We start from the raw sequence: 21,111 nt of genomic DNA, 5'->3' as shown, positions 1-21,111 counted from the left end.
AATCAATGAGAAACATCTCAGCAGAAAACCTTGCTGCGCTTGAGGCGCGGCAGCTGGTGGCGCGTGACTTCCTCTGGTTTGTTGCGCGCGATCGGGCGACTGGTGCGCCGGTCACCGACGGCATGTGGTCGGATGTCGGCAACGTGTCGGCGGCCGTAATTCATCCTGATACGGGCTTGCCAGTCACGCGTGACTGGTATGGCTCCGGCACGCTGGTGCAGATCGATGACATTCCTCTCGTCGCCAACCTCTCGGTGCAGAACGTCAATATCCGCCTGTCGCAGGTGAGCGAGCACGTGCAGACGCTGGTGCGGCAGTATGATTGCCGCCAGGCCCGCGTCGAGATTTACCGAGGCATGTTCGATCCGGACAGCCGCCAGATGGTTGCGCCGGCTGAATGCCGCTTTGTTGGCTTCGTCGACACCATCACAATCAACACGCCTTCCGAGAACGAAGAGGGCAGCGTGACGATGGTGTGCGCCAGTCACACGCAGGAAATGACGCGTTCCAACCCGTCGACGCGCAGTCACGCGACGCAGGTGCTGCGACAGGCTGGTGACGCTTTTTACACCGATGCAGACACATCGTCCGAGTGGGAGTTCTTCTGGGGCTCTGAGAAGGGCAAGGTTGCCACACAAAAGAAGCGCAAGAAGCTGTTCGGTATATTCTGATGGATGTCCGCTTCGCACAGCGCGAGGACCGCGACCGCATTGTGGCGCTCCTGCGTGAGAGCCACGCGGCCGCAGGGTTCACCTTCCCGTTCCAAGCAGCTTACGCCGATCAACTGTTTCAGCAGCATCTGGCGTCGGACAAGGCCTGCGTTCTCGTCGCAGGCGATCCAGCGCAGGGCGTTCTTATGGCCTGCGCTTTTGAACATCCCTTTGGTGCTGGCCGGATTGCCAAAGAGACGGTCTGGTACGTCACGACGGCGGCGCGCGGTCGAGCCGCAATCAAGATGCTTGATGCCTACGAGACATGGGCTCGCTCAGTCGGCTGCGTCTCTGCCGGCATGGCTTCACTGGCAACCAATGACGTCTCCAGCCTCTACGAGCGGCGCGGCTACAGCGCTGTCGAAACACATTTCATGAAGTCGCTCTAGCGGCATTCCTTCGGCGCCATCCGCGCCCCGCGCGCATTGCGCATCCCAAGGAAAATCGATGGCTATTTTCACGGCTATTGCATCCGTTTTTACGGCTGTGGGCAGTTTTATTGGCGGCCTTGGTGCGGTCGGCGCGTTCCTGCTGAAAACTGCGGTTGGCCTAGGCGTCAGCCTTCTGGCGCAGTCTCTCGCTGGGAAGCCCAAAGACCCGACGTTCTCCATAAACGGCACACTGCAGGGCGGCGGCGATGTTGCTCGCTCCTTCATCATGGGCCGCACAGCCACCGCTGGTTCGCTCGTGTTCGTCAATACCTGGGGGCAGGACGGCGATACGCCGAACGCCTATCTGACGCAGGTTATTGCGCTGTCGGATTTGCCTGTGCGTGGCCTTGCTGAAGTCTGGGTCAATGGCGAGCGTGTGACGCTCGGCGGGCTGACGGATCGCGGCTATGCGGTCAACGAGTATCCGGACAGTCTCTGGATCAAGTTTTACGACGGCACGCAGACGACGGCCGACAGCTTCCTGTTCACGTCGGTTTCTAACGGCAACAGGTGGTGGAACCCGGATCGTATCGGGCGCGGTGTTGCTTATGCCATTGTCACGGCTCGCGTCTCGAAGAACATGTTTTCTGGCGTGCCTTCCTTCAAGTTCCTGCTCGAGGGCCTGCGCCTCTACGATATCTCGCGTGACAGCACGCAAGGCGGCGTTGGTCCGCAGCGCTTCGCTGATCCAGCGACGTGGGGCGGCGACGGTGATTTCCTGCCGGCAGTGCAGATTTACAATCTACTGCGCGGCATCACCTATAACGGCCAGTGGTTCTATGGCCTGCAGAACCTTTCCTCTTCACGCCTGCCTGCCGCAGCATGGATTGCGCAGATCGAGAAGCATCGAGCCGGCACGCTTGAATCAACGGGCTGGGTAAACACCTACCGCAGTGGCGGTGAAATTCAGGTCGATGCACCGCTGACCTCCGCCGTCGAGGCGTTGCTGACGGCTTGCCAAGGCCGGATATCGGAAGTCGGCGGCGTCTATTATCTGCACTCCGGTGCACCTGATGCTCCCGTTATCGCTTTCACCGACGATGATATCCTATCCACAGAAGAGCAGGAGTTTACGCCGTTCCTCGGGCTGGCCGACACGATCAACGGTGTTTCGGCAAACTATCCTTCGCCGGCAGATGGCTGGGTCGCCAAGACAGCCCCGCCGCTCTATCGGACAGACCTTGAAGCGATCGACGGCAATCGCCGCCTGATGGCTGATGTCGACCTGAACTTCGTTCCCTACCCGGAGCAGGTTCAGCGCTTGATGAAATCTGCGCTTGAGGAGGCTCGGCGCTTCCGCAGGCATACGATTGTCCTGCCGCCAAAGTTCTGGGCCTACGCCACGCCGGGAACGGTGTTTTCGTGGACGTCAGAGCGCAACGGCTACATCGCCAAGCTGATGCGTATCGACGGTGTTGCCGATCGCGCCAATCTCGACGTGATGATCGACATCACTGAGATTGATCCGGCCGACTATGATTGGAGCAGCGATACCGAATTCAAGCCGCCTGTTGACGGCCAGCTTGGTGTCATTCGTCCGACACCACAGCCGATCGTCGACTGGTTTGCGGAACCGGCCACGGTCAAGGACAGCTCCGGTGAAGATCGCCGACCGGCTATTCGGCTGACCTGGGATAACAGCGATGGGCGCCTCGATGACGTGATCGGCATCGAATACGAGGTGAGACTACAGGCCACGCTGGAGAAAATCTCCGAGGGCCGAACCGACCAGCCCCAGGTTGGCTCTATGCTCATCTCGCAAAGCCTGCTGCCGGCTGAAAGCTACGTCGTCCGCGGGCGATACATCCCCGGCGGCGATAGGCCTGTCTTGTGGTCTGGGTTCATTCCCGTCATCACGCCTAATGTCTTGCTGACCGACAAGGATGTGTTCGTCGATGTCGACTTCTCCGGCATCGATAAGCAGCTCTCGTGGCTCTACGACAACGCGCGCACGTCGCGAGATCGCATTCAGGCTCTCATCACTGCCCAGCTGGAAATGCCAGCTGCAGCAATGGAGCACAGCGAATCCATCAGGCGCGACTTGTCGCTGGCGCTGGGCAATGCTCGTGCAGACTATCGCGAGAAAATCGAGATAGCGGTCAGCGAAACGGCGGCCGTTGGCACGAAGCTGGAAGAGTTGACCGTCAGTGTAGGGCAGAACATTGCTTCGCTTACCAGCCAAGTACAGGTCGCTGTTGATGGTACGCAGGCGGTTGCCACAAGGGTTGACAGCCTTGAGGTGGAGTTCGACGACGCCACTGCCAGCCTGACAAGTCAGATCATCGCCGTCGCCAATGCCAATGAGGCGCTCGTAGGCAGGGTTGACGAAATCGAGGTGGATTTTGGCGCGGCGACTGCTCAGCTGTCTACCGACATTCTCGCGGTGGCGAATGCTACCTCGGCGCTGGCCACTCGGACGGATACGCTCACTGCGGCCCTCGGCGGGAACAATGCCCAGGTCAACGTGAAGTGGGAAGCGAGCGCAGGGCCGTCTGGCTACGCCGCTCGCTACGCAATTGTTGCGGCCGTGAACGATGCATCGTTCCGGTCAGCAGCGTTAATGCTGGATGTTCCATCAAACCCGGCCAGCCCGACGCGTGTCATTCTGAAGGCGCAGCAGATCATTATCGGCAATGATGACGCTTCGATAGTCCGTAACCCGTTCGTATATCAGGGCAACGTCCTCTATCTCGATGACGTCAGGGTTAACAGCCTGTCCGCGTTGTCGGGCGAGCTGGGCAATGTCAATATCGAAAATGCGATTGTTGGCAATCTTCAGGTCGGCACGTCCAATATCGCTCCCGGCGCTGTCAGCGTCGCCGTGTCTGCATCCTCTGGAACCCTGGTGGTCGACCACGGCGCAGGTGCTCCAAACGTCCTGATAATATGGAAAACAAGAGGAACCATGTCCACTACGGTCAATCCTCCGGGGTTGGCGACCGCGTCTATGACATTGTCGGAAAGCGGCAACATTATCGACACCCAGCACAGTTCTTCTGTCCAGGGTGGAGCAACCGCATATGTGGCTTCCTCTGTGAACTTCATTCCGCCATCTGGCAGAACGCAGACGACATTCACGATTGGAGGCGCTTCTGGCCCTTCGGGAAGCCTTCAAGGCGGAAGTTTGGTCTCACAAATCACGGCGCTGGTGTTCAAGCGCTAACCCTCGAATAGGTGAAGAATGACAACCGGCAACACGATGCAGGTCGATCCGAGGGTCGCCCTGCAAGAAGCGAACGCGCGCGAAGAATTCTTTAAGCAGCGCAACCTCTTTCTTGCTCAGTCGCACGCCTCTGCTGCGGCTGAAATCGCTCGGCTGAATGCGAAAATCGACGGCTTGGAAGCTGATCTTCGTTTTGCGCGTGGTGAGGAAGCCGATCCCATTGATGGAGGCTCCGAATAATGGCTGGCGAAGCTTACTATAACACCGGCACGGCGACTGTTGCGGCAAATTCCAAGACCGTAACCGGAACCGGCACGAACTGGCTGTCTGCCGTAGGTGGTTTGACCGCCATTAAGGCTGGCGACAAGTTTGGCATTCATGTCGGCCGGCCGATCATCATTGCGTCGGTCGACAGCAACACGCAGCTGACGCTTGAGGACAATTGGCCCGGTCCGGCGCAGACAAACGCCGCTTACAAGATCGAGGTTACTAACCCGGACGTGATCGCTGTTGAGGCGATGCGGCGTTTGCTGGGTTCGCTCGGCTCTGGCGTTCTGTATGGCTTGTCACAGCTTCCCTCTACGCCAAGCCGCCTGCTTGGTATCGATGAGAACGGTTTGGCCGCACTGCTTGCGACTATTCCCAATGCGCAGCTTCCGGGGCGGCTGCGTGAGCTTTCTCCAGCTGTAACGGACGCTGACACCGTTCTGGCAAATGGTTCATATGCCGTTCTCGGAACTGCCGCCAATATACCTGAAGCCCTTCCGGGGATGCTCGTGGTCGATGTGTATTCAACCACAACAGCGGCCATTCAGTATTACGTTAGAGCGTCCGGAACGGTTCCTAACATCTGGTACAGAGTTAGAGCAGGAGGAGCATGGGGAGCGTGGGTGCGCATTCCCAACTTCGGTAGTGATAACATTATTCCTGATGGGTCTTTGCCGTCGCGGTTGAAAGAAACGGTTCCCGTCATCACCGACGATATGGACATTGATCGGCCAACGGGTTTCTACACCGCAAACTCTCCGGCCCTAAATCGCCCATTAGGCACAAATTCTGTGTTTATACAGATAAGGCATACAGCCAATTTTCAGGTTCAAATTGCCGTCCACCACACGACAAGCCGAACCTTTATTCGTAATAAAATATCTGGAACGTGGCAGGCTTGGACGAGGATAGACGGCGATTTGTCAGGCCCCGGCGCTGCTGTCGCCAACAACGCCCTTGTCGGATTTAATGGCACATCAGGGTATCTAACAAAGGCCCTTACCACGCTTGAGGCGTTAGGGAACCTTGGCCCCGTATTCGGCGGCGTGGCCCCGGAACCTGCTGCAGCCGGCGTTGGCATGGCCAATGGCGATTTCGACACGGTCACCTTTCCAGGCATATACACCATAGCCGGGTCTTGGACGAACGGGCCAAACGGTGCGGCAGCATCAACGTATGTTGGCGTCCTCGAAGTGCAGGCCAGATCGTTCAACAACCTTTATATCCAGACACTGAGGGTTGGCGCGAACACATGGAAAAGAACGGCGGGTAGCGGGCCTTCTTGGACGGCGTGGGCAAGGATTGAGGCAGAAGACACGGCGGCATCGCTGGCGCTTTCTGCACTCACTCCAGCTGCGGACAGGTTGCCATACTTCAACGGCGCATCTTCGGCTGCGCTAGCCACACTCACATCGTTCGCCCGCACCTTGCTCGATGATGCCGACGCAGCTGCCGCTTGGGCCACCCTCGGCGCAGGTCAGTCATTGGCGGCAAACGGATGGCAGCGTCTGCCGAGTGGGCTGATACTTCAATGGGGTAGCGCAACATCAACCGGTAACGTGACGGTCGCTTTCCCAACGGCGTTTCCTAATGCTTGTTATGGCGCTTTTCCAAATGTCACGCAGCCACAACCGTCGACAACCGTTATGTATTCTGCATGGGCGGATAATATCACTCTCAGTAATTTCGCGTTGCGAACGAGGTACGCGCTCAACGGAGGCACCGTGGCGGCTGATACCATGAGCGCGTGCTTCTGGGCACTAGGGAGATAGAAATGGAAGATAAAAATATAGAGCCTGAAATTACTGGCCATGATCTCCTAACGTCAGTCGGAACGTCGCCTGATATAATTGAGATGCCGGAAGCGATCTTCGCTACCTTCGCGGATGACGGTTTCCCAACCGGATTTTATTCGACCATCGTTGTGGGCGACGACTATCCTGCCGAAGCCATCGAGATCACGAACGAGCAGTGGCTTGAGTTCATCAACAATTCCGGCCGGCGCAAATGGGTTGATGGCGAAGTGGTGGAATATACGCCTCCGCCATCTCCCGAACCCATCACGGTCGTCAACAAACTTGATCTCTGGTCGCGCATGACAGACGAAGAGGCCGATCAGGTTGGTGCCGCGATGGATACCCAGCCCTTCCGTGTTCGCAAGATATTCGAAAGCGCCAACACCTACCGTGCCGACCATGAACTGTGGCCGCTCTTGGTTCAGATCGCCAGCACGCTTTTTGGTGAAGGGAGGGCGGCTGAAATTTTGGCGCCATCAGCGGCGAGCTAGATTCGACTAGCGAGACCTTCATGATCCACGGAAACCACCTTCGGACGCGATACCCGCTTACTCATTCCGTGAGAGGGCAGTTCTACCCACCTGTGTATGATGTAAGCCGCCAGGATCGCCGCGAACGTGGTGATCGCAAGAGAGGCAGGCGTACTAATGCCATTCCCTAGAAGCCAAACAAGAAGAGTGTATCCAGCCACGCCGTGAACTGCGTAAAGCGGGTAACTGATGTCAGCAAAGAAGTCGGTTACCTTGTTCCCGCGGAATAGACGAGGAAGCGAAAACGCCACGGTGAAAATCACGAGTGCCGAAAGGTAATTCCATATCTGGGTGAATGGTATCAGGGGTTCGTACCACCAAAGCCCTGAGAAGATCGCCAAAATGGCCGCTACTATCGCGAAAGCGAGGGATCGCGAGATGATCCCCTTTTGTGCGAGGAAAAGTGTCGAGCCGGCAAACATATAGATCACGAAGAGGCCGCAGAACATCAGCCTCCCTGCAAACGTGCTGTAGTTGGCGTCGACCAGAAACGGGGCGAGCAGTATCGCAGCAGCCAATGCGGCAGGGATGATGAGGATTTTAAGGGATAGATTTCGAAAGAGTGGCGCCCCCATTGCGCAAAGCAAGTAGAAAAACACCTCAATTTCCAATGTCCAAATAATGCCGTCGATATTCGCTGTGCCAGCGACAACACGCATCCCGGGGAAATAGTGAACAAGCACGTCAGCGACGGAGTATGGCCATTCACCGCCATAAGCCCAAACGTTAAACCGGATAGCCAGAAGGCACACTGTAAAGCCAGCAGCGTATGTGGGCACGATCCTCCAGAACCTGCCACAGAGAAATGGAACCGCAGCGGTCTTTGAAAGCGAGGCGGTGATAACAAACCCGCTGATCAAAAAGAACAGCGCAACACCAAACGCGCCGTAATCGACATAGGGATGAAATTTCAGCCACTCGACATATGGCGGGACGTCATTCGTGACGGGAGATTTCGAGGCGATCAGTGCGTTGACCGCATCTCGCCGCCTCCAAAACACATCAAAATAGTGAGCCAGCACGACGCTGAGGGCCGCTAGGCCACGCAAGGTATTCACGTACTGTATTCGATCATTGTCCCGCACGTAGAGCCCTCCCTTTAGCTACGCCTAATACAACTTCTGGAAGGAGGCGTATAGGCGGAAATAGAGAGCTTTCGCGAAAAGCACGCGCGAGACTACAACCGCTTGATCATAAGAGGCCCGTCGCTCCTCGTAAGCGCCAGGCCTCCGTGCCTCGGCCCGTTATGAGCGTGGCGCTTCCCCCATATCTGCAAGTATCGGCTGTATCAATAGCAGCAAAAGACCCGCGCAGCTGGGGGACGTTTGCGCGGGTCTTTAGGCCATGGAATTGGGGACATGGCGCCGTCTAAACGCGCCGACCGTTCGAACGTTCCCAACAATACCCAACTAGGACATCCAAATGCCAATCACCCAAATCTCCACACAGGGGAGGGCTTTCGTGCGCCTGCATGAGGGCAATCCGCTGACCGCCTATCTCGATCCTGTCGGGGTGCCGACGATCGGAACCGGCTTTACGATGCGCAGCGATTCCGTTCGCCGCGAGCTGGCTAAGATAGGCATCACAAAACTCGTGCCAGGCAAGACCAAGATCACGGCCGCCCAGAGCGACGCCATACTTGATGCGGTGCTTACGTCTGAATACGTGCCAGCTGTCGTTGCCGGTTCTCCCGCCGACCGCAAGCAGCACGAGCTCGACGCGGCCACTTCTGTCACGTTCAATCTCGGCGTCGGCGCCATGAACTGGACATGGGCCGAATATTGGCGCAGAGGCCAGATCAAGAAAGCCGCCGCTCATCTCGCGGCCAATTACAACACGGCGAAAGGCAAGAAGCTGCCGGGGCTCGTACGCCGCCGCAAAGAAGAGGCCCTGCTTTTCGAGAAGGGCATCTACACCGGCGTAGCGAGCGCGACGAAAGAGGCTACCGCTGAGCCGCCTTCCCAGCCGGATCCGGTTGTGAAGGAAGCGCAGGAGCTGCTGACTGCGGCTGGCCTCAATCCCGGTGCTATCGACGGCTGGATGGGCGAGAAGACCAAGGCCGCAGTGATTGCTTACCAGAAGGCGCACCCGCATTTGATCGCCGACGGCATCATCGGTCCTGCTACACTCGCGCAGCTTCAACGCGACGCGTCGGCAGCAAGGGAAGCCGTTACTAAGGGTGTAGGCTCAGCTGCAAGCTCAGGCTTGCTCGCTTTTGTCGCCGGCCTTCCTTGGGGTTGGATTGTCGCCGGCGTCGCTGTCGCTGCTGTTGCCTATGTCGCCTATCGCAATCGCGATGTCATCGCCCGCCGATGGAATAGCTGGCGCGGCAAGGAGGTGGTGGTTTGATCCTCTTGTGGGCAAAACTCAAAGGCTATCTAGCCGCAATCGGTACGGCGCTCGCAATCCTCGCGGGCGTCTTTTTGTATGGCCAGAGGGCAGGGCGCTCCGCGGCAAAAGACGAACAGGCCGCAGCAAATGCCAAGGCCATCAAGAAGGCCGGGGATGTCGAAAATGAAATCAAGAATCTGGATGACGCTGGCGTTGATGACGCTCTTGGCAAGTGGATGCGCGACAAGCGGTAGCTACTGCGACATCGCCCGGCCGGTAAGGCCGTCCATCGATGACCAGATGACGCCAGAAACAAAGCGGCAAATCCTCGCTGAAAATGAGAAGCTGATGAAGCTTTGCGGGGTGAAGCCATGACCGGCGCCGAGATCATGGGCGCCGTCGGTTTCTTCGTGCTGGTGTTCGGCTTTATCTTCGGTCTATGGAAGTACGTTGACGCGAAGATCAGCACGGCAAAAACGGAGGCATCCGCAGCGGCGTCTGCCGCCTCGGCGATGGCTTCTCTGGCGAGGGAAGAGCTCGCGGCTCACCGGCTGCACGTGGCTGAAACGTATGTTTCCAAATCCGGCCTGCGCGAGCAGACGGAGCAAATCATGGGCGCTATCGGCACCGTGAAGGATGCGGTCGACAAAATGACGATGCGCGTTGATCGGATTGTTGAAAACCAGTCGAAGCCAAGGACGACGCGAAACACATAGAGCAGCATCGTGGAGAGATGCTGTTAGAGCCAAAGTAGAAGGCCTGCCCACTACTGGAGGTAGCGAGCAGGCCGGTTTAAGCCCCTCCCACAGGAGCGAATGTATTCAAACACTACCTTGTCGCGAGATCAAGGTGGCGGAACGCTATTTTAAGCTTGCGTTGGGTGGAGGGTGTTGCCCGTCCTCCTCGACCCAGGGCCGGGCCGAGGAGGGTGACTGGGATCACTAGCGAAAGCCTTGCGGCTGTGGATCTTCGCCAGAACATCGAAAAAGAGAATACAATCTTTTGATGTGGCTGTCTCGCAGATTCTTCAAGCAAAAAAAGCCCCGGCATTTCTGCCGAGGCTTCCATCACTGACAATGTCAGATCAGATTAGAACGAGCGCTGAAGGCGGAAGAAGCCCTTAACCTGGTCGTCGCCGTTGTCTTCATCGAAGTAGTTAACAGCAACCTTCGTGGAGAGGCCCTGCGTGATCTTGTAGTCGACCGTCAGGCCAACCTGCCAAGCGTCATCGTTGGTCCAGTCATTACCAACCAGACCGTAATTGCCGAAGTACTGGCCGCCGGGGGTGATGGTCAGCTTGTCGGTTACCTTGATGGCGTATTCAGCAGCAACTGCCCATTCAGATTCGGCATAGTAAGCGTTCGCGCCGGAAGCCCATACGCCAGCCAGGCCAAGTGTGCCAGGACCAACGTCGGCCGTTGCGATCAGGCGAACAGAGCCTTCTTCGCGGTCAGTGTCGTAGCCGCCGATGAGCTGGAAGGAAGCCGCTCCGAGCTTGGCACCAACGCCAGCAGCGATACCAACGTTGTTGTCTTTGTCTTCGTAGCCGAGGGTGATGCCTTCGAGTTCGTCAACCGAAACACCTGCCCAGAAGGAACCGGCGTCGTAGGTGTAACGGACCGAGTTGAACAGAGCGTTCGTGGAGAGAACGTCAGACTCGCCAGAGAGGCCATCGTCCCACCAGCTGTAGAACTTACCGACCTTCAGGCCGCCGAGTTCGATGAAGGCCTGATCAACGAATACGCCAGAACGACCGGACGAGCCGTTGTCAGCATTGCCGCGGAAGCCGATGAAGCCACGCAAAGCGCCGAGCTCGGTGTCGGTGCGGGTGTCAACTTCGAACTGAGCGCGGGTAAAGGCGTCCCAGTCAGAGTAACCGCCAGCGCCGGTGCCGATAGAATTGCCGTTACCGCGGTTTACATCAACCTGGAAACGAACGTAACCGCCGAACTTCAGGCAGGTTTCGGTGCCGGGGATGTAGAAGAAGCCGGTGCCGAAAGCGTCGCAAACGCGAACGTATTCCAGGGGCTCGGGCTCAGCAGCGACGATGGCGTCAGCGGCCTGTGCGCCGGATACTGCTGCGAGAGCCGCAGCGGAGCCGATCAGAAGGCTCTTGATGTTCATGGGTTGACCTCCAGTCAAAGTTTTTATCCACCAACGCAGAGGCCCCGAAACCGGTTGTCCCCGCCTCATTGGCCCTGCGTTGATTCACAAAAGACAGAAAGTCGCCCAATTCCGCAATCCGGATTCGCTGTTTTAGTGTGATTGAATGGAGACGAAGCGCAGAAGGTGTGTCCAATAAGTAACAGAATCGCATCTGGCCTGTTGAAAACGTTAAGCTCTCATTAGGAAATTCAAGCAGTTCGGCGGAAGTCTGGTCTTGCTGGGAAGGAACATGAGGGAATCGGTTGGCAATCTGTCTGTGCCGTTTCGTAATAAGAATCGCCGCTCATCCATCGAACATTTTGTAAACGGTTCGCCTGTAGGCTTCGCCCATGAAGAAGCCCAGAACAATCAAGCCTCTTCTGAGGCAAGACGAACCCCTCCGCTCTCGGCCACGGCGTCGTCGGGACCCGGCTCAGCCGGCATTGCCACTTGAACCAATGCCGGCACGCGTTGAACCCGCCCTTGCGCTACTGAAGCAAAAGCCGCCTTCTGGCGACAAGTGGGGTTGGGAAATCAAGTGGGACGGCTACCGGCTGACGGTCCATGCCGATACCAACGGTGTCCGAATATTGACACGCGGCGGCTATGATTGGTCGGCGCGCTTCCCGGCTATAGAGCAAGCGGCTCGCGACCTTGGCCCTGCCTCTCTTATTATCGACGGCGAGGCGGTCGTTCTGGACGAGCAAGGCCGGTCGGACTTCAATGCGCTTCAGAACAGCTTGGGTGCAGTTGGCGCGCGCAGCGGCAAGAAAGTGGCCGGGGACGCCATTCTCTGCATTCGACCTTCTGTATCTCGACGGGCGCGATCTGCGCGAGCTGCCGTACCGCAGCCGGCGGCACTTGCTTGAAGAAATGCTGACCGCCGTCGATGGCGCCATCCGACTATCGGAAGAGGTGGAGACCGACAATCCCGGCCTGATGCTTGAACATGCCTGCCGCCTCGGGCTGGAAGGTATTGTCGGTAAAGACCGAAACAGCCCATACCGCAGCGGTAGAACCGGTGACTGGATCAAGGTGAAATGCGTCCAGTCAGAGCCGTTCATGATCGTGGGCTACGAGCCGTCCATGTCAGCAAGCGGTGGCTTTGCCTCGCTGTTGCTGGCCGCCTATGACGGCGATGACTTGCGCTATGTCGGCAGCGTCGGCACGGGATTTAAGGAGCGCGCCGCAAACGACCTGCGGCGGATGTTGGATAAACTTCCATGGCGTAGGAAAAAGCCGCCCGTTGCCTATGCCGGCCGGAGAGAGGTCGTTTGGGTTCAACCTACGCTTATTGCAGAGATTGAGTTCCGCCAGATGACGCCGGATCGCAAGCTCCGTCACGCGGCCTACAAGGGCCTCAGAGAGCGGCAGGATAACGCGGATGTGTACCAGCTTGATTAAACGCCGCCGCTTTTAGTGTAAGCTCTCCTGATGAGCGAATTCAGGATAGAGCCGATTACGATCAATTGGGGTGAATTCGAAACCCTTGAAACTGTCACAGACCTCGCGCGGGTTCTCCTTCACAAGTGGCCAAGCAGAACAGAAGCGCAGGCGTACGTTACCGCTCTCATGGTTTGCTCTGCTGTCCTCGAAAATGGGTTGGACGACCGACCTGAAGACGCGCGCCTCGCATTTGTCGAAGCCGCTCATGAGGCAGGGCTGTCGGTTTCTCCGGATGATGACGAGCTCGACTTGTGAAGGAAGGTCGTTTTATTGGGGCTTCAGTCTCCTACCACCTTCAAATCCGGCGGCGCGCCTTCTGCCCTAAACGTCCGGATATCGAACTGCTTCATATCTCCCCGCGACGTTAACATCGTCAGCTCCATGATTTCCACGTCGAGGCCGCTCTTGTGGAGGTCCTGACAGCGTCATTCAGTTGACGTAGAGCAATCGACAGCCGCTGTTTTGCGTCCTTCTGTCGAGTTATGCGGGTTATCATTGGGGCCACACCTTGAATGGATAATGCTCCCAGCAATGCCAGGATGACTTTTCAACCTTGTTTCGGCTAAAGCCGAAGGCTCCCCATTTACGACAGCCCGGATGCTCGCACCAGTGATTTTCGTGAATTCCTTCAAAAACCAAAGCGAGGCGGTGGGCGATTACCGAAATAGGGCTAAGATGCTCTCTGGATCACTGTTCGCAATCTGCAGCGATTGAATACCAAGCTGTTGCTGGGTCTTGAGAGCCTTAAGACGGGTCGATTCCTCATTCATATCCGCGTCTACTAAGCGGCCGACACCGCGCATAACAGAATCCGAAAGGCGCGACGCAAAATTAAGCTGCAAATCAATTCTCTCCACTGTAGAGCCAAGCATTGCCGCACCTGAGATCGCGTTAGCGGTCACGGTTTCAATGTATGTAATGTACGATCCGAGCATGTCAGGATTCTTGGCTATATCAAGATCGAGAAAATTCAGGATAGAACGCGGTTCATTACTGACACGTATTTCGCTGAAGTTGATCCGAGTTCCGTCACCCCATTGCCTGTCCACCGCTGGATCTGATTTGATCACAACTTTCCCAGCATTTGCTTCGATTATAACATCCGGCCAATCAGCTTGTAGCAGTGATTGCATCAAGGTTGCCATATCTTCTGCTGACGACACTTTACCGTCATCGCGAGACAGAAGTTGGTTCACGTAAGCACGGTCGAAGGAGTAAGCTTTCGGTGCCGTTCCGTTCACCGAAAAGGTGAAATTGACGCGGATTCCTTTATCATCGATGCCGTCTCTGAAGACGATAAATGGTTCAAAATCGAGGGCAAGCCCTGAACCTCTACTGCCGAAGTCGGCAAGTGGCGTGAGGCCGCCTGCGCTCACCCCCACGTTCGACACTGCTGCAATCTGGACGTACGACCCGTATCCGTGCTGCGGAAGTTGCAGTGTTGTAATAGAAATCTTTTCTGGATCATGGACGGGGGGGTCGCCCATTTTAAAGTTTGCCGACGCATAAGCGCCATGAGAACTCAGTTTTGAGCTCAGCAGTGCTGCGTACTCTTTGTTTGTAGATATTACCCCTCCTAAGGCTGGATTATACGCGTCCACATCGGCTTTAGTGATTGTCACTGTTGCGGAGTAACCGTTGAAGTACGGTCCTGGGAGATCCTGAAGATCTCCGCTTACCCCAGCGTAGCCGTCTGGATTTGAGGCCTCTTTATCCAGAACTATGGTAAAGCTGATTTCAGCACCGGGCAGATTGAAATCGAGCGGCGCGCCGACCGGGAAATCAATTACGACGGTGCCGGGGCTACCTGCGTTCCACACCGGTGTCATGTATCCGCTTGAGCCGTCGATCCCGTCATAGGGAGTGTAATCTGTGCCGAGGGAGCTGGGATCTGATGTGGATTGTAGGTTCCTAAGGCCGCCTATGGTTTTTATATCCCGCGCATCCTGCTGAAGAAGGCCGCCGCCAGTACTGTTGAACAGGGATACCCGCGAAAGATCGACATCAATCGTTCTAACGCCAACGGAAGTAGCGGTGCGGACAAAAGAGGAGACAACAGTGGAGCGATTAAACGCGCTGTCGTAGATGTCGACAATATCGGTATTCAGCCAATTTTGGCTGCTGAAGCTCGCAGAGGTAGCAATACTCACAACCTGCTGCTTCAGTTGTTCCAACTCAGCCTGAACCTTGGCTTTGTCTACGCCTTTCTCTGAGGCTGTTACAAGTTTCGATTTGAATTCGTTAAGAACAGCGATGACTGAATCCATTCCGGAATAGGCGGTATCAACCTTTGCAGCGCCGAGGCCCAGCGCGTCTTGAACTGCTGAAAGAGCACCATGGTCGGAGCGCATAGTCGTGGAGATAGACCAATACGCTGCGTTGTCAGACGCGGACGAAATCCGAAGTCCGGTCGAAACTGCCTTTTGAGAGTTTTGAAGTCCAGAAGAGATAGAGCGAAGTGTTTGCAGCGCCGAAATTGCCGCGCTGTTTGTCAAAATAGATGTCATGAGGACCCTTCACTAAAATGGATGCGCGCTCCTCATGAGCAATCAGTGATTGCATTGATATAAATAGTTTGTTGGTTAATGATTGGTTAATTGCGGATTGCCGAAAATCGCATTTCTACGCAGATTCCACTGACGGATGCGTTTAGAAAATGCCATGGACGTCCCCTCTGGATTGAGGCCGGCCATTTGCGTCGCGTTTCTTCACTCGTCTTCCATCCGATACAGATTACACATGCTCACCTCGGCATCTTGGCTGTGGTGATTTTTACGTCACCCCTCACGCTGCATCGTTTGCATTTCAGTCGCTTGGCAATTTCGTCCACCGTAGTGTCCGTCTTCGCCGCGCGGTTCAGTTGCCAGTGCGGGATATTTGAAACGTGGCCGCAGTAGTTGCACTTGGCAACGACAATCTCCCAGTTTCGAATTTCCTTCACTCTAACGGCCGGCGGCTTCGCTTGTTTCAATGCCTCGATCTGGCTGCCGGATCGCGCGTGGTAATGAAGCATGCAGCGGCCGGAATAGCCCTCCATTGGCTTCGCGCATTTGATCACCTCTTGAGAAATGCGCCGCAGCATCGTCGGCATCGATAGGTCGCCAAACTCAATCATGAGCTCGCCCGAGCTTATGAATTTCAGGAGCTCGCATTCCTCGCATATAACGCCTACAGGCTCGCCGCCGTGGTCCGAAAGCAGATAAGCTCCTTCACCTGGCATTTCTGTCGGCGTCCGGCTTCCACCCTCTCGTGAAACCGGTTCCCATCGCTGCGGTCGCCAGCGCAAGCTGCAGCCGCAAGTGCTGGATGTCTTCCATCAGCGTCTCAATCGCGGCACGGCTGTCGCCGTCGTGCCAGGCAATGATGTGGTCAACCGGATCGGCTTGCGGTTCTCTCTGATGTGGGCGCACGTTCTCATTCTCCTGTTTCAGAGCCTAAATTTTTCCCTGTGTTGAAGTGGTGCACGCCCCTCGCGCCGTTAATTCAGTCTGGTATTAAATCGGCGATTTGCCCATGCGAGACGAGCAGCCGTGGGCTTGCCATAGTGCCGCTTTCCTCGTCGACGGTCACGGCATAAGCCGCAACCCCTACGTGGCGCGGTGCCATCGCGCTGGCGATTTTCTCAGCGGAGGCTTGATTGGAGGCTTGCCGCATTTCTCCGGGTACGACTCCGCCGCGGCTGTTTTTGAACTGCACGACAATGATTTTCTCAGTGTCTGCCATTTTGCGCACTCCTCATTTGTTCTACAAATGTTCTTATTTCGGAAAAGAGTCAAGGAGGGAGGTGGCGAGACTTTTTTGTAGCGCTTCTAACCGGCGACTATTGAATTCATTCCACGCTACCTTACCCGCCCCAGTCAAAAACCCAGTTATTGTATGTGTCGTCGCGGTCGATCTCGGCGCGCCCCTCAAGGGCGATCGCGCAATCGAACGCCAGGGCCGTTGCCGTTAGACGGGATGAAGATAATTCCGAAGTCGAGCAAAGCCTGCACTACAGCAGCGACGTTGTTGGGCATGCCTGACATCGGGCCGGTGGACGCCTCCATGCGTCTAAGTGTTGGGAGCGATATGTTTGCCGCCCTCGCAAGATCCGCCTGAGAAATGCCAGCCAAAGCCCTTGCCGCCGACACCTGCCGACCGCTAATCTGATATTTTTCTATCATAGTGATATTAACCTATTGACATGCGTCCAAGTTGATATATTCCTATCACCACGATAGATAAATCGCAATACGGAACCGATATCATGGTAAACAACGTCATAACGGCGAGCGCCGAAGGCATGCCTGAATCCTTCATATCACGCATGACCCGCCTTTATGTTGAGCTCGACACGATTGGCAGTCGCGTTGGAAACATGCCAGACGACGCCATGGACCATATCACCGAAGCGGCGAGCATAGTGCGTCGGGCGATTATTAGGGCGAAGGTCAAGACCGAGGCTGACATTGCCGGGAAGTTTCGCTTTGCTGCCATGCTCATTGAGGATCCGCACGGGATCATCTGTGATGAGGAGGAAGCCGCAGAGATCGCGGTTCGAGAACTCTTCAAGTTCCGCGAAGATGAATGGGCCACAATGCGTGCGGGGGCCCGGTCATGAAGTACACCTTAGACCCTGGCCCACTCGCTCTGGATGACGCCGCTACTTTGCTCGGCGAAGTCCGCAAGGTTGTTCATCTGATATCTATCGCGGCGCAAGGCGCGGACCCTGCGAGCACTGTGGCACTAGGCGCTATATGCGCTACGGCCGATTTAGCCGGTGAAAGGCTTGAGGAGATTGAAGCGCGTCTGGACGTCCTGAGGGAGGTTTGGATGAAGGAGCGCAAGAAGCAATAGATTTTTGCCCCTGTATCGGTCCGGGTCTTCTACCCCGCGAAACCGTAGAGGATGACGCCCGTTCGAATCGGGCCAGGGGCTCCACTTTTCCAACTCGCCTTATGACATGCAAGGCCAGCCACCTTGCCGCAGCGCGCCTTCGGGCAGCGCGCGGTCCTTTATTCCAGTTGCCGATACCCCCGGCCTAAGAGGCCTCACCAGCTGCACCACGCGCTCCACCACTGCGCGGGCCGGGGGTGGTATTCAATCAACCGAGGAGACCTTCGTGATTTCAGCGATCCTATGCGTGACAATTGCGCTGGTTGTCGCAGCCTCAATCTTGATGATGATATTGATGGTTGCCGACGAGCACCCGAACGCCGCAACGGTTAAGGCGAGCATGTGGACAATGATGGGAGCGGCGACGATATCCGGCGGCCTATTGATTGGAATGATTCTTGTGCAGGCCGCGAGCGTCATCTGATTTTCACACGAACATGAAGGCCTGCCAGAATCACCAACTGGCAGGCTTTGTCGCAAACCATGTCGCAGTAAACTGCCTTGCAATGGTTTGTAATCGTTGTGAAATTGGTTGTAAGTGATTGAAATTGCTTAGTACTGTGTCGCAACAATTAAAAATGGAGTGCGACAAGGAATTTCAGGCGCCCCAGCTGGCAAGCTATTGATTTCGTTGAGAGATTGTTGGCTGGGGAACCTGGATTCGAACCAAGATCGACGGAGTCAGAGTCCGCTGTTCTACCATTGAACTATTCCCCAAATGCCTGAAACGCGTTGTCGCGTTCGCTTTGGTGGGTCGTCATATAGATGATTTATTCCGGGGCGCAAGTCGAAAAAATCGAAAAATGCGTTTTATCCTGCTTTTGCGTTTCGTCTCTGTGTCAGAGCCTTGCGCGGGTGGAACGCGGGGTGGAGAGCAGCAGGCTGGTCTCGCTGCCGGTAATCCCGGGCACGAGGCGGATGCGGCGGAGCACGGCGTCGAAATCGCTAAGTGTCGCGGCATTCAGTTCCACGATCAGATCCCAGCGGCCGTTGGTGGTGTGGATTTCGGAGATTTCCGGAAAGCCGCCGAGTGTGCGGATGACGCGGTCCGTCACATGGCCTTCGATCTCGATCATCATGATGCCGCGGATTGCGGCTTCAACGGCGTCGGCGCGCAGGATAACGGTATAACCGATGATCGTACCGTCATTTTCCATTCTTTCGACGCGCGAGCGAACCGTCGCGCGCGAGGTTTCAGTCTCCACGGCCAGGTCGGAGATGCTGCGCCGGCCATTATGCCGCAGAAGGGTGATGAGGCGTTCGTCGAGTTTGTCCATACCTGCCATTTCGATAAAATGATTTTACCAAAACGGTAGCTTATTTCGATAATATTGCCAATCTTTGATGTTCGTTCTGCCATGTCTCCGTGGTCTAGTGAAGTTATCGGTAGGAAAAATGAGGACGGGAATGGATATCAGGCTTGTTGGTGCGCCGTTGCAGATCGGGGCCGGGCAATTGGGATGCGAAATGGGGCCGAGCGCCTATCGCGTCGCGGGGCTTGCCCATGCCCTCGAAGAACTGGGGCATCGGGTGGTGGATACGGGCAATGTGACGCCCGCGCCGCTTCGGGAATTTTGCCATCCGAATCCTGCCGTACACCATCTTTCCGAGACAGTGGCCTGGACAGAGGCGCTGACGGAAGCGGCCTATCGCGAAAGCGCGGACGCCGTGCCGATCTTCCTCGGCGGCGACCATGCGATTTCGGCGGGGACGGTTGCCGGCATGGCGCGCCGCGTGGCTGAGACGGGTCGGCCATTCTTCGTCCTCTGGCTCGATGCTCATACAGATTATCACACCCTTGAAACCACACGCAGCGGCAATCTGCATGGCACGCCGGTCGCCTATTTCAGCGGGCGTGACGGTTTTTCCGGTTATTTCCCGCCGCTTTCCCATGCTGTTCCGGAAGAGAATATCGGCATGATCGGCATCCGCAGCGTCGACCCTGCCGAGAGAGCCGCTCTGGAAAAAAGCGGCATCACCGTTCACGACATGCGTTCGATTGACGAGCATGGCGTTGCCGTGCTGCTGCGTGAATTCCTGGCGCGGGTTCAGGCGGCAAACGGGCTTTTGCATGTCAGCCTCGATGTCGATTTTCTGGAGCCGTCCATCGCGCCGGCTGTCGGCACCACGGTTCCGGGCGGCGCGACATTCCGCGAAGCCCATCTTGTCATGGAGATGCTGCATGACAGCGGGCTGGTCTGCAGCCTCGATCTCGTGGAACTCAATCCGTTTCTCGATGAGCGCGGCAGGACCGCGACGCTGATGGTGGATCTTGCCACCAGCCTGATGGGCAAGCGGGTCATGGACCGTCCGACGCGGGCCGGCTGAAAGGGGTGATGTGATGACCGTGATACCAAACCTCAATATCGTGCCTTTCGTCAGCGTCGATCACATGATGAAGCTGGTGCTCAAGGTGGGCATCGACACGTTCCTGCGTGAGCTCGCCGATGTGGTGGAGGAGGATTTCCGTCGCTGGCAAAGCTTCGACAAGACCCCGCGCATCGCCTCCCATTCGACGGAAGGTGTCATCGAGCTGATGCCGACCAGCGATGGCACGCTTTACGGCTTCAAATATGTCAACGGCCACCCGAAGAACATGAAGGAAGGCCGCCAGACCGTGACGGCCTTCGGCGTGCTTTCCGATGTCGGCAATGGTTATCCGCTGCTTCTGACCGAAATGACGATCCTGACCGCGCTGCGCACTGCCGCCACCTCCGCCGTCGCGGCGAAATATCTCGCCCGCCAAAACGCCCGTTCCATGGCCATTATCGGCAATGGCGCACAGAGCGAATTCCAGGCGCGGGCGTTCAAGGCCATTCTCGGCATCGATACGTTGCGGCTGTTTGACATCGACCGCTCCGCCAGCGAGAAATGCGCCCGCAATCTCGCCGGGCAGGGCTTTGCCATCAAGATCTGCGACAGTGCGGAAGAAGTAGTGGAAGGCGCGGATATCGTCACGACGGTCACTGCTGACAAGCAATATGCGACGATCCTGACTGACAACATGGTCGGCCCCGGCATCCACATCAACGCTGTTGGCGGGGATTGTCCCGGCAAGACGGAATTGCACCGGGATATTCTGTTGCGATCCGACATTTTTGTCGAATATCCGCCGCAGACGCGTATCGAGGGCGAAATTCAGCAATTGCCGCCGGATTACCCCGTTACCGAGCTGTGGCGGGTCATAACGGGTGAACAGCAAGGCCGGGCAAACGACAGGCAGATCACACTGTTCGACAGCGTGGGTTTCGCGACTGAGGATTTTTCGGCGCTGCGTTATGTACGCTCAAAACTGCCGTCCACCGGGCTCTATACGGAGTTGGACCTGCTGGCGGACCCGGATGAGCCGCGGGATCTTTTCGGCATGCTGCTGCGCTGCGAGGCGGCTCTCGTCTAGGCCGGCTCCGGCCGGCAAGC

21 protein-coding genes, 2 tRNA genes and 3 pseudogenes are annotated in these 21,111 nt (G+C 56.7%); 16 read left to right on the top strand and 10 right to left on the bottom strand.

The window, feature by feature from the left end; genetic code table 11:
* Positions 1-5 precede the first annotated feature (5 nt).
* From EGT36_RS20560 to EGT36_RS20535, 6 genes are read left to right on the top strand one after another with little or no spacing between them, the layout of a single operon-like run.
* Positions 6-671 (top strand): hypothetical protein, encoded by a 666-nt coding sequence (locus EGT36_RS20560; RefSeq protein ID WP_125270945.1) that lies wholly within the window; start codon positions 6-8, stop codon positions 669-671.
* Positions 671-1,099: a GNAT family N-acetyltransferase gene (locus EGT36_RS20555; protein WP_125270944.1), complete on the top strand. Its 429-nt coding sequence runs from the start codon at positions 671-673 to the stop codon at positions 1,097-1,099. The genes EGT36_RS20560 and EGT36_RS20555 overlap by 1 nt, the downstream gene beginning before the upstream one ends.
* A 58-nt stretch (positions 1,100-1,157) precedes the next feature.
* Positions 1,158-4,304, top strand: coding sequence for a phage tail protein (locus EGT36_RS20550; RefSeq protein WP_286084225.1), 3,147 nt, complete (start codon positions 1,158-1,160; stop codon positions 4,302-4,304).
* Between the two features lie 18 nt (positions 4,305-4,322).
* Positions 4,323-4,544, top strand: a complete 222-nt coding sequence (locus EGT36_RS20545) for a hypothetical protein (protein ID WP_125270943.1) — start codon at positions 4,323-4,325, stop codon at positions 4,542-4,544.
* Complete coding sequence (locus EGT36_RS20540) at positions 4,544-6,343, top strand: pyocin knob domain-containing protein (protein WP_125270942.1); 1,800 nt, start codon at positions 4,544-4,546, stop codon at positions 6,341-6,343. Before EGT36_RS20545 ends, EGT36_RS20540 begins: the two co-directional genes overlap by 1 nt.
* 2 nt (positions 6,344-6,345) lie before the next feature.
* The gene (locus EGT36_RS20535; protein WP_125270941.1) at positions 6,346-6,858 is read left to right on the top strand and encodes a hypothetical protein; all 513 of its coding nucleotides are present in this window, start codon (positions 6,346-6,348) and stop codon (positions 6,856-6,858) included.
* On the opposite strand, the gene EGT36_RS20530 is transcribed toward EGT36_RS20535, so the two are convergent.
* Entirely contained in the window at positions 6,855-7,982 is a 1,128-nt protein-coding gene (locus EGT36_RS20530; RefSeq protein ID WP_125270940.1) for an acyltransferase family protein, read from the bottom strand. The genes EGT36_RS20535 and EGT36_RS20530 overlap by 4 nt on opposite strands.
* Before the next feature lie 337 nt (positions 7,983-8,319).
* Here EGT36_RS20530 and EGT36_RS20525 point away from each other — a divergent pair, with 337 nt between their 5' ends.
* The 3 genes from EGT36_RS20525 (at position 8,320) to EGT36_RS20515 (ending at position 9,944) form a co-directional block, all read left to right on the top strand.
* Positions 8,320-9,246, top strand: a complete 927-nt coding sequence (locus tag EGT36_RS20525) for a glycoside hydrolase family protein (RefSeq protein WP_125270939.1) — start codon at positions 8,320-8,322, stop codon at positions 9,244-9,246.
* On the top strand, positions 9,243-9,482 hold the full coding sequence (locus EGT36_RS20520; RefSeq protein ID WP_125270938.1) for a hypothetical protein: 240 nt from the start codon (positions 9,243-9,245) through the stop codon (positions 9,480-9,482). Before EGT36_RS20525 ends, EGT36_RS20520 begins: the two co-directional genes overlap by 4 nt.
* A 117-nt stretch (positions 9,483-9,599) precedes the next feature.
* Complete coding sequence (locus EGT36_RS20515; RefSeq protein ID WP_125270937.1) at positions 9,600-9,944, top strand: hypothetical protein; 345 nt, start codon at positions 9,600-9,602, stop codon at positions 9,942-9,944.
* Between the two features lie 373 nt (positions 9,945-10,317).
* Here the strand turns inward: EGT36_RS20515 and EGT36_RS20510 are convergent, their stop codons facing one another.
* Complete coding sequence (locus tag EGT36_RS20510; protein ID WP_125270936.1) at positions 10,318-11,352, bottom strand: porin; 1,035 nt, start codon at positions 11,350-11,352, stop codon at positions 10,318-10,320.
* A gap of 371 nt (positions 11,353-11,723) precedes the next feature.
* Here EGT36_RS20510 and ligD point away from each other — a divergent pair.
* Together ligD and EGT36_RS20500 are read left to right on the top strand one after the other, a co-directional pair.
* A pseudogene (gene ligD, locus EGT36_RS20505) lies at positions 11,724-12,777 on the top strand (non-homologous end-joining DNA ligase).
* 30 nt (positions 12,778-12,807) lie between these two features.
* Positions 12,808-13,074 carry a DUF982 domain-containing protein gene (locus EGT36_RS20500; protein WP_125270935.1) on the top strand — a complete coding sequence of 89 codons (267 nt, stop codon included), beginning with the start codon at positions 12,808-12,810 and terminating at the stop codon, positions 13,072-13,074.
* A gap of 401 nt (positions 13,075-13,475) precedes the next feature.
* On the opposite strand, the pseudogene EGT36_RS31100 reads toward EGT36_RS20500, so the two are convergent.
* The 6 genes and pseudogenes from EGT36_RS31100 to EGT36_RS20470 form a co-directional block, all read right to left on the bottom strand.
* Positions 13,476-13,751, bottom strand: a pseudogene (locus EGT36_RS31100) (flagellin); the annotation flags it as partial.
* A 1,014-nt stretch (positions 13,752-14,765) separates the two neighbouring features.
* Positions 14,766-15,326, bottom strand: a pseudogene (locus tag EGT36_RS31095) (flagellin N-terminal helical domain-containing protein); the annotation flags it as partial.
* Positions 15,327-15,562: 236 nt separating this feature from the next.
* Entirely contained in the window at positions 15,563-15,934 is a 372-nt protein-coding gene (locus EGT36_RS20485; RefSeq protein WP_286084222.1) for a hypothetical protein, read from the bottom strand.
* Positions 15,935-16,028: 94 nt separating this feature from the next.
* Positions 16,029-16,229 (bottom strand): dehydrogenase, encoded by a 201-nt coding sequence (locus tag EGT36_RS20480; protein WP_125270932.1) that lies wholly within the window; start codon positions 16,227-16,229, stop codon positions 16,029-16,031.
* A gap of 73 nt (positions 16,230-16,302) precedes the next feature.
* Positions 16,303-16,542, bottom strand: coding sequence for a hypothetical protein (locus tag EGT36_RS20475; protein WP_125270931.1), 240 nt, complete (start codon positions 16,540-16,542; stop codon positions 16,303-16,305).
* A gap of 185 nt (positions 16,543-16,727) precedes the next feature.
* Entirely contained in the window at positions 16,728-16,982 is a 255-nt protein-coding gene (locus tag EGT36_RS20470; RefSeq protein ID WP_125270930.1) for a helix-turn-helix domain-containing protein, read from the bottom strand.
* A 119-nt stretch (positions 16,983-17,101) separates the two neighbouring features.
* Between EGT36_RS20470 and EGT36_RS20465 the strand changes: the two genes are divergently transcribed.
* The 3 genes from EGT36_RS20465 (at position 17,102) to EGT36_RS20460 (ending at position 18,118) form a co-directional block, all read left to right on the top strand.
* Positions 17,102-17,419, top strand: coding sequence for a hypothetical protein (locus EGT36_RS20465; protein ID WP_125270929.1), 318 nt, complete (start codon positions 17,102-17,104; stop codon positions 17,417-17,419).
* A gap of 242 nt (positions 17,420-17,661) precedes the next feature.
* Positions 17,662-17,739 (top strand) — tRNA-OTHER (locus tag EGT36_RS30370).
* 181 nt (positions 17,740-17,920) lie between these two features.
* Positions 17,921-18,118 carry a hypothetical protein gene (locus EGT36_RS20460; RefSeq protein WP_125270928.1) on the top strand — a complete coding sequence of 66 codons (198 nt, stop codon included), beginning with the start codon at positions 17,921-17,923 and terminating at the stop codon, positions 18,116-18,118.
* A 219-nt stretch (positions 18,119-18,337) separates the two neighbouring features.
* On the opposite strand, the gene EGT36_RS20455 is transcribed toward EGT36_RS20460, so the two are convergent.
* A tRNA-Gln gene (locus tag EGT36_RS20455) sits at positions 18,338-18,411 on the bottom strand.
* Positions 18,412-18,533: 122 nt separating this feature from the next.
* Positions 18,534-18,971, bottom strand: a complete 438-nt coding sequence (locus EGT36_RS20450; RefSeq protein ID WP_006698144.1) for an Lrp/AsnC family transcriptional regulator — start codon at positions 18,969-18,971, stop codon at positions 18,534-18,536.
* A gap of 130 nt (positions 18,972-19,101) precedes the next feature.
* On the opposite strand from EGT36_RS20450, the gene rocF reads away from it, so the two are divergent.
* Both rocF and ocd read left to right on the top strand, forming a co-directional pair.
* Entirely contained in the window at positions 19,102-20,022 is a 921-nt protein-coding gene (rocF, locus tag EGT36_RS20445; protein ID WP_006698143.1) for an arginase, read from the top strand.
* A gap of 13 nt (positions 20,023-20,035) precedes the next feature.
* Positions 20,036-21,091 carry an ornithine cyclodeaminase gene (gene ocd / locus EGT36_RS20440; RefSeq protein WP_034500187.1) on the top strand — a complete coding sequence of 352 codons (1,056 nt, stop codon included), beginning with the start codon at positions 20,036-20,038 and terminating at the stop codon, positions 21,089-21,091.
* Positions 21,092-21,111 lie beyond the last annotated feature (20 nt).

It is taken from the genome of Agrobacterium sp. FDAARGOS_525 (assembly GCF_003938925.1).
GTDB classification, from domain to species: Bacteria; Pseudomonadota; Alphaproteobacteria; order Rhizobiales; family Rhizobiaceae; genus Agrobacterium; species Agrobacterium pusense.
The sequence above is the reverse complement of the archived record's forward strand: the minus strand, read 5'-3'. Positions and strand labels throughout refer to the sequence as shown.

Bases quoted from the DNA above. Each gene is read 5' to 3' on its own strand.
- EGT36_RS20560 (WP_125270945.1), top strand. From the start codon at position 6: ATGAGAAACATCTCAGCAGAAAACCTTGCTGCGCTTGAGGCGCGGCAG.
- EGT36_RS20555 (WP_125270944.1), top strand. From the start codon at position 671: ATGGATGTCCGCTTCGCACAGCGCGAGGACCGCGACCGCATTGTGGCG.
- EGT36_RS20550 (WP_286084225.1), top strand. From the start codon at position 1,158: ATGGCTATTTTCACGGCTATTGCATCCGTTTTTACGGCTGTGGGCAGT.
- EGT36_RS20545 (WP_125270943.1), top strand. From the start codon at position 4,323: ATGACAACCGGCAACACGATGCAGGTCGATCCGAGGGTCGCCCTGCAA.
- EGT36_RS20540 (WP_125270942.1), top strand. From the start codon at position 4,544: ATGGCTGGCGAAGCTTACTATAACACCGGCACGGCGACTGTTGCGGCA.
- EGT36_RS20535 (WP_125270941.1), top strand. From the start codon at position 6,346: ATGGAAGATAAAAATATAGAGCCTGAAATTACTGGCCATGATCTCCTA.
- EGT36_RS20525 (WP_125270939.1), top strand. From the start codon at position 8,320: ATGCCAATCACCCAAATCTCCACACAGGGGAGGGCTTTCGTGCGCCTG.
- EGT36_RS20515 (WP_125270937.1), top strand. From the start codon at position 9,600: ATGACCGGCGCCGAGATCATGGGCGCCGTCGGTTTCTTCGTGCTGGTG.
- EGT36_RS20510 (WP_125270936.1), bottom strand. From the start codon at position 11,352: ATGAACATCAAGAGCCTTCTGATCGGCTCCGCTGCGGCTCTCGCAGCA.
- EGT36_RS20500 (WP_125270935.1), top strand. From the start codon at position 12,808: ATGAGCGAATTCAGGATAGAGCCGATTACGATCAATTGGGGTGAATTC.
- EGT36_RS20485 (WP_286084222.1), bottom strand. From the start codon at position 15,934: ATGATTGAGTTTGGCGACCTATCGATGCCGACGATGCTGCGGCGCATT.
- EGT36_RS20475 (WP_125270931.1), bottom strand. From the start codon at position 16,542: ATGGCAGACACTGAGAAAATCATTGTCGTGCAGTTCAAAAACAGCCGC.
- EGT36_RS20470 (WP_125270930.1), bottom strand. From the start codon at position 16,982: ATGATAGAAAAATATCAGATTAGCGGTCGGCAGGTGTCGGCGGCAAGG.
- EGT36_RS20465 (WP_125270929.1), top strand. From the start codon at position 17,102: ATGCCTGAATCCTTCATATCACGCATGACCCGCCTTTATGTTGAGCTC.
- EGT36_RS20450 (WP_006698144.1), bottom strand. From the start codon at position 18,971: ATGGACAAACTCGACGAACGCCTCATCACCCTTCTGCGGCATAATGGC.
- rocF (WP_006698143.1), top strand. From the start codon at position 19,102: ATGGATATCAGGCTTGTTGGTGCGCCGTTGCAGATCGGGGCCGGGCAA.
- ocd (WP_034500187.1), top strand. From the start codon at position 20,036: ATGACCGTGATACCAAACCTCAATATCGTGCCTTTCGTCAGCGTCGAT.